The sequence below is a fragment of the Pseudomonas sp. B14(2022) genome, from assembly GCF_012030485.1.
In the GTDB taxonomy this organism is placed as follows: Bacteria; Pseudomonadota; Gammaproteobacteria; order Pseudomonadales; family Pseudomonadaceae; genus Aquipseudomonas.
This window is the reverse complement of the sequence record NZ_JAAUVM010000038.1, coordinates 23,784-36,535: the sequence shown is the minus strand read 5'-3', so window position 1 is coordinate 36,535 and position 12,752 is coordinate 23,784. Positions and strand designations below refer to the sequence as shown.

1 protein-coding gene is annotated in these 12,752 nt (G+C 63.8%); it reads right to left on the bottom strand.

From position 1 onward, the window contains the following. Positions 1 to 439: 439 nt before the first annotated feature. Positions 440 to 12,679 carry a filamentous hemagglutinin family protein gene (locus tag HCF10_RS30320; RefSeq protein WP_167657031.1) on the bottom strand — a complete coding sequence of 4,080 codons (12,240 nt, stop codon included), beginning with the start codon at positions 12,677 to 12,679 and terminating at the stop codon, positions 440 to 442. Positions 12,680 to 12,752: the final 73 nt, after the last annotated feature.

The window sequence follows — 12,752 nt, the reverse complement described above, 5'->3', positions numbered from 1 at the left end:
CGCGAAATCGACCCTGCCAGTTAAAAACTGTTACCTATGTGTGTGAACTGATTTGTAACCCATGTGGGTGAGTCATACCGGCGAAGCGTTTTTGGTTACTTTTGGCGCTCTTCCAAAAGTGACCCGCTGTAAGAGCGGAACCCTAAGTCGCCGTTACCGCAGCAACGGATATGTACTCATTCCAACCCCAGCAAATGGTCGGCCCAGAGGCCGCCATCGGGAGCAAGCCACCTCCCACATTTCACTCCCAGGGCACCCGTTAGAGAGTCGTCGGCTCCCGAGCCTCCAAAGGGCAAGTCGAATCGTCGCCCCCACAGTTTTAACCGAGTCCCCCCCCAATACCGCTCGGCTATAAGCTCGCCACCCTTCTGCTTCCGCCAAAAAAATGGGGCGATCACTGATCGCCCCGAACGGTACATCGAGAGGTCCTTCTGAAACTCTACAAACTGATCTGCTTACGCTCCTCATCCGTCAACCGCGCCCGCGCCTGTTCACTCAGCGGCCCCGCGCCCAGCACCTGCACCGGGCTGTTGGGGTTGTAGCTGGAGTTTTTCTGCTGCGGCTCCGGATCGCGCGGCAACGGCTCGCTGCCCAGGCTCAGCACCTCCACGGTCATGATCGACGGCCGGCCCTGTTTGGCCGCCGCCTGCTGGCTGCGCGCCGCGTCTTCTGCGGCCTGGGACGCCGCCGCCCCCGCCGCGCTGGCTGAACTCATGGCACCAGTGTTGACCGTGGCCGACACCGGCACCCCGGACGACTTGCCCTGGGTCTGGATGTTCGCCGCGTTCACCACCCGCAAGGCGGCGATGTTGACGTTACCCGACACCCGAATCCCCGCCTCCCCCGCATCGATGGTGCCCAACGGTGCGATCAGGTCGATGTCCCCCGCCGGCACTTCCGGGATCGGGTTGAGCGTGGCGATCCCCGCACCGGTACTCGGCACCGACGGCGACAGGCTCACGTTGCCCCAGTTGTCATAGACGCGCTTGGGCGGCGTGTACACCACGGTAGTCTTGGAGCCACGACCGGCGTTGATGTCGCCCTCGCTGGTCCAGGCCATGATCGAGCCGCCGAAGGTGGTCATGATGCGGCTCTGGCCGAGCAGGATGCTGCCCAGGGAGTACAGCTGGATATCTCCGGCGCCCTGGGTGATCACCCCAGCCGTGGACGGCGGTGCGGCGCCTTCGATGCCGAACGTCTGGCGGCCACCCGGCGTGAGCATCTGGATCGAGCCACCGAAGTTGGTGTGCACGCCCGCGCCGCCGAACATTGTGATGTCGCCTTTGTAGGTGATCGGGTTGCCGGCCACGTCGGTCTCGGGGAACAACCGGGCAATCGCAGCACGACCACGCACATAGCTGCCCTGGCGCACACTGCCGTCCTGGTTATACTCACGGCCGGCGGCCTTGAGTTCGGCGAAGTACACGTCGCGGGCGAAGATCCGTTGTTGTTCGGCGGGCAGTTCAGCGTAGTAGGTACGGGCCTGTTCGCTGTCGCCGGCGAAGCCGAAGCGTTCGGTGAGCCAAGACACCAGTTCACTCTCGTAGGTCTTGGCGACTTTGCTGCCCTGCAACGACTCACCCGATTGCGCCAGGTTGGCGGGGTTTAGGTAAGCCTCGACGAAGCGACGGTAATCCGGGCCGTTGAGGCCCGCGCCGGCTTGCATGACAATGCTTGCGCCAGGGCGGCTATCGCCCGCCGCCACAGCACCCAGGCTGTTCACAGCGACTTTGTCTTCCATCTGAATGTTGCGCCCCGCCGTCAGTTCCAGGGTGCCGGGGCCGGCAACGTTGAAGCTGCTGTAGAGGATGTCGCGGCCGGCGCTGGCGATGGAGATATCGGTGGGGCTGTTGTGTACGAACAGGTTGCCGATGAAGGTGTATTGCCCCGTGTCCGTGACACCACCGCTGGCACCACTCAAGCGCGTGCCGCTGCCGACAATATCGCGCCCGGCCTGCATCCACACCGGGCCTGCGCCTTCGTAAAAGGTTTGCCCGAGCCGAGCGTCACTTGCCCCCGTGATCGTGAGGGCACGCCCACTGTTGACGCCCAGCAGGTCCCCGCTCAGCGCATAGAAACGTGCAGGTTCCAGGGCGTCACCCCAGGCCATACTGACCGTGTTGGGGCCAAAGGCAAACAGCGGGGAAACCATGAAGGTGGCTTTGCTGCCATCGCTGGACAGATTACCGCTACCGCTTACCGGGATCTGATTGCTCAGGAAGCCGAGAAACGCCGGGTGCAAAATCGTCGCCAGGCTTTGCGGGGCTGCGCTGGAGCGGCTGATGGGCAGGTCGCCGCCGTAGATCGAGTCGCCGGCGAGCAGTTCCAGTTGCCCGTTGGCCGAAGGCGCCAGCACCATTGCCCTGAGCGGCGGCACCGTACTTGGGTCACCGCTTGATGCACGGCCGTAATACAGGCTGCCGCTGGCGGCGACGGCGCGCAAGGTGGCGGGATAGACGGCTGCCATGTCGGTGTCCAGCGTCTGGGTCAGGGGCGTGAGGTTGCCCCCGGCGGAAAACAGGTCCACCGCCGTGCGGTCGGTCCACAGACTGAACCAGCTGTGTCCAATCCCGTTGATGCCACCGCTCGCGTAGGCCAACGCGTTGACTTGCGGCGCGCGGCCCGGGTCGGCGACATCCTGCAACACCAGGTCACCGCGGGTGGCCAGACTGAAAGTAGCGTCACCCGGCAACAGGCTCAAACCACCAGCCGCCCTGGCGGACGTGGAACGCAGCGGATCGTAGGCGCGCACTTCGCTCGGGCTCTGGTAGCTGGCCTGGTTACCATACAGCAGCGTCAGGCTACCCAGAGCGCCGCCAGTGAGTTGTACATGCCCTCGCGTATTCACCAGTGCGCCATTGAGGTGGTCTGTGTTGATCTGGCTGGCTGGGTTTAACGCTCCGCCGACCCGCAGGTTCAGATCGCCGCCACCGGTCAGTTGGACGCTGCCATCGGTGGCGACGCGGCCGGTGCTGCCGACGGCCAATACCAGGCCTTGGCTGCGGGCGCTGACGTTCTGGGCTGTTGGCGACACAGGGCTGATGATCCCTGCATCGCCGCCGACATCAACATTGAGGTTGCCGCCACCCAAGGTGCCGAACCCGGTGAACCCGACCATCTGGTCCGACCGCTGGCTTGCCACATAGGAACCAAAATTGATCCACCAGGCGGTGGCTTGCGCCTGGCTGCCACTGAGGCCATTACCCTGACGCCACAACCAGTTGCCGACGTTGGTTGAGTCCACACCGAGATCGCCTAACGGACGCCCGATGCTAATCAGCGACGGGCTGGTGATATTGCCAGTCAGGTTGCCACCCGCTTTAACCAGCAAATTGCCACCCATCTCCGGGTACCACGCGCGGTACAGGCTGTCAGTGCCACCATTGACCAGCTTTTCGTTCGCCCCTGCGTCCCCGAGAACCTTGTCATTGCTACCCAAGGCGCGCTTGAGATTATAGGGGGCGTTGGCGGAGGTGCCGGCGGATGCGTTGCCGGCAGTGTAGACACCGAACAGCGACTCCATGCTCAGGTTACCGGCGGCCAGCAGATCCAGATCCGCTGCACCGGTACGTATTACGCTGAAGCGGGTGCTGCTACCCGAAACCAGGGTATAGCCATCACCTTGCGTGGAGCAGAACTCAGGAAAATCAGTACACACCTCCGGGTAGTTAATACCAGCAAAATCAATAGGCTGCCCCGTCATGCTGTCATCGCCAAACCAGCCGACGGACCCCTCTTCGGTCCAGACCACAGCTGCCTGTCCGTACATACCATAATGACTGTCCGCCAATCGCAGATTGCCGCTTACCGGATGCGGTTGCAGCAGGCGACTGTCGGCTGCCTCAGTGTCGGCCCCCGCAACCAGGCGAATCGACCACGACTGCGCACCCTCCTCCAGCATGGGAGCAATTGCCCAGTTTTTGCCCGGATGGCCGGCGTCACGCAACGCCACCGACTCCACGCCGCCCGGCAGCTTCACGTCTGTCCCCGACGGCAACAGGGCGCCCCGGGGCAGCACTTGGCTGGCGGCCAGGGTCACCTTGGTGGCCAATGGCACGCCCTTGGGCCAGATCAAGCCGTCGACACTGGCTGACGTGCTCAACAGGCTGCCGGCATCCAGGACACTGCCGATGGCGAGGGTCTGGCTCTGAGTCAGCAACGTGCCCGCCGCGAACAGCACATTGCCCGAGGCATCCCGAACAGCCGCCGCCAAAACCGTACCCGCCGGGAGTACCAACGGTTGTTTGAGCGTAGCCGCGACGGGCAATCGGGTGCCCGCCGGCAGAAACAGGGGGTTAGTCAGTACATCGAAATTAAGCGCAGCGCCCGCAGGGAACACGGTGCCCACCTCCAGGGTCACGCCGCTGCCCGGCACCACCACCGTGCCGCCGGTGTAATCGATACCGGCGCGCAGCACCCAGCCATTGTCATCGTCGGTGGGCGGTGGCGCGGCAAAGCCGTCGTTGATGCTGCCATAGATATTCAGGTCGCCACCGGCGCGCAGGGTCAGGCTGCCGGACTCGGTCTTGGCCGTTGATTTGAGGCTGGCGTAGCGATAGCTGGAGAGGTCCAGGTCGCCCTGCACCACCAGGTCGCCATCCGGGGTTTTGCTGATGATCTCTACGCCGGGGCGCAGGTGGAACACATCACCGTAAGTTGCGTTGTTCAAGCCGGCGAGCTTCTGCAGCAAGTTGCTGTTAACACGCGCGGCGTTGATGAAATTCGTATTTGCTGGATCGACGACTTTCGTGAGGTAGTCCTGATCAATCACTTGGTACGGGCGCCCATTGGGCGTTTCATCGGTGTTGGTCGGGGCATCGTCGTAGGTTCTCATGCCGTTGAGCGCAATCGAACGCGCGCCCTGGATAGTCAACTGCCCACTGGCGTCAATGGCGATGTCATTGCCGCCCACGCGCGGCGCGTTGAGTTCCAGCGTGCCACGGCTGCGCCCGTCATTGCCGGTCGCGGCCTCGGTGCCATGGCGCAGGTCGATGCGCGCGCCGTTGGCCAGTGTCAACTGGCCCTGGCCTGAGCTGAGGACCACGATGGCGCGGTTAGGCGAATCGATGATCTTGCCGTAGCTGTCCACGCGCAATTGTGTGCCATGGGCGTCCAGCACGGCGCTGCCGTCGAGGGTCAGGCCCTGCTTGGCGGCCAGGTTTATGCTGCCCACGCGCTCGCCGCTGGCATCCACCAGGCCGGTCACGCGCAGGCTGCCATTGTCGATCGAGACGTTGACGCTGTTGGCCTTGACGTCATTGCCGATGGTCAGGTCGCCCTGCTTGAGCTGGAAGCTACGCGCACCGTAAACCTGGCCTTGGTTGAGGCGTTGGTTGAGCGCTGCGAACTGGTCGCTGAGCGTACCGCTGCCGCCCAGGCGCTGGGCCTGGATCTCCACCGCACCCGCGAGGTATGGCACCCGCGTGCCACCGGCATCGTAGTCACCGCTGCTGCCGGCGATGATCTTGCCTGCCAGGTAGACGATCCCTGCAGCGCCGTCCACCGCCACCGCGCGCAACTTGCCCGCCTGGTTGTGCTGCGCCGACAGGTCGATGGTCGAACCGGCGGCCTGCTGCACATTGCCGGCACGGCTCTCCAGCAAAACCTCGCCGCCTGCGCTGTATTTGGTCAAGTCATTGAAGGCAATGGCCCGGCCGGACACATCAATCGAGGCGGCATCGGTCAACACCACGTCGCCCCGCGCGCCCAAGGTGACCTTGCCGCTGGGCAGTACCACGGCAGTGGCCAGGCGAAGGCTATCGCCTTGCAATGACAATTCGCCGCCGATGCCGTCCACCTTGCCTACTGCGCCAGCCGAGGCGCTGACATCAATCGCGCCACCGGCGGTAATACGGTTGACCGAACCGGCCTCACCGGTCATCAGCGGCGTGAGGATATTCAGGTTGCCGCCGCTGTAGGCAAAGCCCTTGATCGCATCAAACGCGCCCTGGCTCTGGTACACCGAGAGGCTACCCTTGTGGTTGGCGGTGATGCGCTCACTGGCATTGAGGTTGACGTTGGCAAAGCCCAGGGCGAGGCGGTCGAAGGTCTTGGTCGTGCTCGGCTGGGCAAAATCCCCATAGCCGAATTCGATACGCTCGGCATTGATGTCCAGGCGCCCGCTGCCGCTGCCGGCACCGCCGGTCACCGCCGCCACAGGCGGCGCGACGGCACCTTGCCAGATCAGGTTGGCGGTGTGGATAGTCGCCACGTCGTTCAAGCCGCCAGAGCCGTAGATCGCCGGCGTGGACAGCATCAGGTTGCTCAGCAACGACTTGCCGGTCACGGCGTCATAAGTGTCCAGGGTGGTGGTGCCGTAGAAGTTAAAGCTGTCACGCGCCGACAGTTGCAGGGTTTCCAGCGCCGGGGCGCCGAATTGGGTGTCACCGCGCAGCAGGCGTTCCAGCACTTGCTGGTTGAGGGTCATGCCCACCGGCAGGCGATTGTTGGCGGCTGCATCGGCCAGGGCTTCGGGGCTGCCGACGTTGATGCTGGACACACCCAGGTTCAGGTGGCGGGTGCCATAGCGCACATCATCGCCCATCTGCAGGGAGCTGTCGGTCAAGGTAACGATGCTGCCTTCGGAATACAGGGCTGTCTGGCCGCTGCAGGGCGCGCTGTTGCACACGCCTAACTGGATGCCCCCACTGATGACTTCGCCCAATGACGGCGCGGCGACTACGTTGAGCAAACCGTTGGACACCGCCAGCATGTTCCCCACGTTATAGACAAAACCGTCACGGGCGTCATAACTGGCCTTGCCACGGCCAATGGTGTTGATCGAGGCACCTTGCTCGACAACGATGCTTCCGATGCCGGTCAGCAGCAGCACTTCCGGCGCTGTCAGTTGGGCACCGTCACGTAGAATAATGGCGCCGGTGGTGCCACCAGCGACGTTAATGTAATTACCGGCCTGGCCGTAATTGACCACCGTCATCCCGCCAATCAACAAACGTGAAGCGCCTAGGGCGTTCAGGCTTTGCGCATGCACGCTGACACCGTTAAAGCCCTCGCTGGCACCCTTGCCGGTCGCCACGATCTCGATATCTCTTCCAATCCCGCCGTCTTTATTGATCAGTGCCACGGTACCGCCATAACCGCCGTCAGCGGCCTCGAAGCGACCGGTGCCATCGAACGAGAAGGCCTGCGCGCCCGCCCCCGGACGCAAGGCCAGTTGCAAGGTCCTGGCATCCACGGGCAGCAAGGCACGGGGCACGCCAAGCCTGACTGCATCGGCCACGGCGAATTGGGCGTAACCGGTTTCGTTGTACTGAGAGTATCGGCGCAAGGTGTCGGCGGAGGTCAGGATAACCTGGCTGGACAGGCTGTTGCCGATGCCGGTATTGGCGATGGACAGGCGCCCGGTGCTGGCCCATGAGCCATTACGCAACGGTTGGGTCGAGCCATCGCCGCCGAGCCCCGCCAGCCCGTTGATCTCCACCCGGAACGCGCCCGGCATCAGCGCGTAGGTGGAAGGCATCAGGGTGTAGGTACCGGCTGCCAGCCCCGGCACACCGGCACCGATGCTGATTTGCTGGCCGATCAACGGATCTACCGCACCGCCTTCTGGCGCCACCGGCGCATAGCCGGGTTGCACACCCGGCACAATCGCGTAGATCGGGTTGGTGCTCAGGCCCGGCAACACAAAACCGCCATTTGCGCCGAATTGCACCAACGGGTTAAGGCGCGCATCCGTAGAGCCGCCACGTCCGGAAATGAACCCAGCCCCGAGTAATTCGCCACCGCCGGACAAATCCACCGTTGCTTCCGGCTGCACCGCCACCGACTGCCCACCCAATACCATCCCGATATACAAACCACCGCTGTTATCCGTTGCGCCCTGGCCAACGAATGTGACTTTCTTGCCGTTGTACATATAGACCTGACCATCCACCGTGCCGCCGTAAGGCAGCACCAGGCCCTTGCCACTCACGGAGGTCAGGCTACCCGGCAACAGTTCAACCTTGCCCGACGTCAGGATGCCGACTTCGATCAGCCCCAGTGGCGCACGCACCACGCCGCCCTGGCGGATATTGGCACCGCCCAGTTGCAGGCGACCGAAGGCCGAGTACGGTACAGCGGCTGTGGCGTCGCCGATGCGTTCGATACTCAATGTGCGCGTCGGGTCAAAACCCGAGTTCTCGTTCTGAAACCCCGCCAGCACGCGCGCCCCGACTTCCGTCGCGGGGTACAGCTGCGCGGCGCGCAGGGTCATGTCGCCGCTGGTCACCAGTTGCGTGCTGATGCCCTGTGAGATCACATTCGCATCGGCACCGGCCAGGAAGCGCAGGTCGCCTTGGCTGGTCAGTTGCACATTGTCGAACCCGCGACGCTCGACCGCGACCTGAGCGTTATTCGCCAGCGGCACGTTGCTCTTGTTGCCAAACACCACATTGCCGCGTACATCGATCAAGTTGGCGCTGGCACGCAACTGCGCCGCCGTTGTCAGCGGCGACGGATTGGGCAGCAGCGGCACCGCACGCACATAGGCTTCCTTACTGCTTTGCGCAGGCGCAAGAATGCCGGCCAGCAGCAAGTAAGGCGCCGACAGGCTGACCCGCGAATTGGCCGCCGCCCCCTCGCTGAGGTTGTAACTGGCGCTGTACAACCGCAGGCTTTGGCCCATGTTCAACGACACATCGCCGTCGAAACTCAGCAAGCCGTTGCTGAGCAGGGCCAGGTTGTCGAAACCGCCAGCGGTGATCTGGTCGACACCGAGACGGCCGTGACCGTACTCCAGGCTGGCGCCGGTCGGTAAGGCGCCAGGTTGATGGGTCTGGCTGAGTACCAGCTCGCGCACCTTGAGCACCCGGTCGTTCACCGCGTTTTTCGCGTAATAGGGGCTTTCCAGCGCCAGCGACAAGCTGCCGCCCGCCGCGCCGGCGCCCCCGGCACGCGCGACAAAGCTGCCGTCCAGGTACAGACCATTGTTGGACGCAAAACTGATGCTGCCGCCATTGCTGGCGACCGGCACACGACCCTGGCCTGGAACATCCAGCACCGCCTGGGCACCGGACGCCTCCAGGCGCGCGCCTTCGCGCACCACCACAAACACATCGCCGGCGCTGGCAATGCCGGTGGCCAGGTTGATATCACCACCGATGCTGATCTTGCCGCCATTGAGGACCTGGCCATACACGCTGCCTCGGTTGCTCACCGCCGTGACCGCGCGCGCTGCAACGTCGATCAGCGCGTTCTCGCCCACCCAGATCGAGCGGTCATGACCGGCGGCAATCGGCTGTTCCCAGGCCTGCGGCGCCAGGTTCAGGCCACCCAGGCTGACACTGCCGCCCCAGGCATTCAGGCTGCCGTTCAGGGTCAACTGACCAACGCTGCGCAGGTTGATGCCCTGGCCGGGGTCGACATTGATCACCGCACCCTGGCCCACGGTCAGAGCGGTGCTCGCCAGTTGTGCGGCGGTGGAATCCTTGGAGCCGGCCGTCAGCGTCAGGCTGGCACCGCGACGCTGGGTCAGCACGCCTTGGGTCGGGTTTTCCTGGTAGAGCGCCGGCGTCCAGCGCTCCAAGGCCGTGGCGGGGTCGCTGCCACTCGGCGCGGCCAGCGTCTGCTCGCCCAAACGGTAGACCGGCGTAGTGACATCCACCTGAGTGCCATTCGTGACGAGCAGGCCTTCGTTGCCGGTAATGTCATAGGCCGAGAAGCCCTTGTTGAAGAAATCGCCCGACAGTTGCACGGTACCGACGTCGGGCGCGGTGGCGCTCTCGCCGATCTGTACCTTGAGCGCCTGCAACGCCAGGGTGCCGCCGCCATTGACGCCATAGCCGCGAATCTCGCCGTCCAGCACCAAGGAGCCGAGCGCGCCCAAGGTCACGTCGCCGCCCTTGCCGCCGGTGAGCTTGCCATCCACGCCGAGGGTGGCCCCGGAAGACGCATCCACCACGCTGCCGGCCGCCAGGTTCACGTTGCCGGTGCCGCGCAGCGATACCTTGCCGCCGTTCACATACGCCACGCCTTCGCGGTTGTTCGGGCCCAGCATCAGGTTGTTCCAACGCCCGGTGGCGTCCAGCTTGACGCCTGCCGCCACATCGGCCCGCCCGCTGCCCGCGAGGATCACATCGCCGACCGTATTGCCGGAGTTGAGATTAACCTGATTGAGGATGTTGCCCGCGTTGAGGGTGCCGCCATGGGCCGTGAGGTTGGCGTTGATGTTGACCTCAGGCCCAAACAGAGTGATCTCACCGCCGTCCGCCACATTGAGCGCACCCTTGACGGTGATCTTCTGCGTGACGCCGACTTTGATCGCCCCCAGTTGATAGCCATTGAGCTGATCACTGTCGAGCACCATCTTGCCCTGGCGATCCGCCGGCAATGCGGTGGTGAGGTCCAGGCCATCGGCGATTTTCTGCGTGTTGCGGTCAATCAATACTTCATCGGCAGTGCCGGTCAGCGCATAACGCAGGGTGCCGGTGGTCTTGTTGTAGACCGGCGTGTACCCGCCAATGATCAACTGCGCGCGCTGGGCCATGGCCTTCTGGGATTGCTGGTAACCGTCGAGGTTGATGTTCGGCGCCTGGGTCTGGCGATCGCCCTGGAACACATCACTGATCACCTGGCCTTCCAGCACCGCGCTGGTGGTGCCGACCACCAGCTTGCCCGCATCGCGGCCCACCGTGTAACCGCTCTCGAAACGGCGTTGTTTGGCGATCATCGGGTTGTAGTAGTAATCGGTCTGGCCCCAGCGCTTGCTGGTGTCTTCATAACCCTTGTAGAACCCGGAATAGAGAATGTCCCCCGGCGCGTTGGACAGCTCATACAGGCGCCCGTCCGGGCCCTTGAGCCAGGTCTGCTGGATATACCCGGCCTGCACGTCCACGGTGCCGCCCGAGAGGTTGATCTGCGCGCCCTTTTGAGTCACCACATCCTTGCCGGTAAACGTCACGGTGCCGCCCTGGGCCATCCACTCACCCACCGAGTGGCCCTGGGTGCCAAGGTAACCACCGACTTCCAGCAGGCCGCCGGCGGTGTACCAGCGATCCGTTGCATAGCCGTTGGTGCCTGCGGGCACAAACACCAGATCGCGCAGGTCGACCCACACATCGTTGTTGATCAGCTTCCCGTCTTCACGGTTGACCGGCGCGTCACGCTGCTCGTTGCCCTGTACGTTGATCTTGATGTTGTTGGACTCCATCGACACCTTGACGCCGACAGCCCCGGATACATCAATCATCGCCCCATCGCGCACCAGACTACGCCCGGCGGCACTGACCGCGACCTGCCCACCGGTGGCCAGGGTGATCGAGCCTTTCTGGAAATCCACGGTGCCACCGCTGACGATCTCGATGCGCGACTGGTCGGTACGGTCGGCCACCGCACTGAGGTTGTTGAACTGCCCGGTGATCAAGTTGGCGGGCATGCCGTCGAGCTTGATCAGGCCATTGCTTTGCTGGCTGTTCAGCGCAGTGCTGCCACTGCTGTCCAACAGGATCGAAGTGGTACTGCCCTCGCCCAGGGTCACACTGCCGGTGGTGTCGGTGGCGGAATTGAGCAAGTGGATCGTGCCACGGGTGTCCACCGACGTGCTGGCCAGGGCCACGCCATTTTGCTGCACCTGGTGCCCGGTCAGGGTGATGTCCCCGGTGGACGCCATGATCAGACCGTTGTTGCTGACCTTGCCGGCGCTGCTGCCAGCCTTGAGGCTGGTGGCGACTTCATTGCCGCGCGTGGTGGAGCGGTCGTTGCCAGTGGTACCGACACCCTTGCGGATGTAGAAGCTGTCGCCGGCAGCCAGGGTGGTCTGGCCCTTCGCGGTGCTGATAGTACCGGCGTTGTCCACTTCCGAACCCAGCAGCAAGGCATAGCCGCCCGCATCCGTCGAAGTGGCCGGGTTGTGGGTCTGGATCAGCGCACCGCGCTGCACCTCGACCTTGCCTGCCGCGTCGGTGAAGGTCGGCTGGGTGCCGTTACCATCCACGTAAATACCGCTCTGGGTGAACTGCTGGTCGGTGATGTTCGCAGCGGCAGCAACGAGGTTGCGTACGTTGACCTGGCTGGTGCCACTGAAGACCACGCCGTTGCGGTTCACGATCATCACCGTGCCGGCGCCATTGATCTGGCCCTGGATCTCACTGGGCCGTGCATTCGGGTCGTTGACGCGGTTGAGCACCGCCCAACTGGACTGCTGCTGGAAATCCACCGTGGTGTTGCGCCCGACGTTAAACGTCTCCCAGTTGAGGATCGCCTTGTCGGCGGTCTGCTCGATACTCACCGTGGTCTTGCCACCGGACTGGGTTTGGGTCGGGCCCTTGGCGTTGGTCCAGCCCTGGGTCAGGCTGTTATCCACCTGCAGGCCGCCTTTGCCGAGGCCATCGGGAATCGTCGAGACCTGGCCGAACGCCGCCTGGCGTCCCGCCGCTTGCGCTGCCTGCTGCGCCGCAATCGCCGCGACGCTGGTGTTCAAGGTGCTGATGGAACGCGCCAACTGCTGGTTGACCCGCGCCTGCTGGTTCAGAGAAGGAACCCCCGGCACCTGCCCGGCACTGATCCGCGCCGCCGTCGTCGCCTGGCTCGCACCTTTCTCGGCAAACCAGCTGGAACTGAACGCCGTGGCCGCATGGGCATTGCCCGCCACCATCAACAAGGCAATGGCCTGGGCCAGGGGCTTGAGGCGCAGGACAGTTTCTTGGGCTTTCAGGTTTACCGGTGATTTGCAGCGGACCATCGGGGATCTTCCTTCTTTGTTATCACGCAGGGAGCAAGACAGGCTCACGTATGAGGGTTAGGCGGTTGGCGAA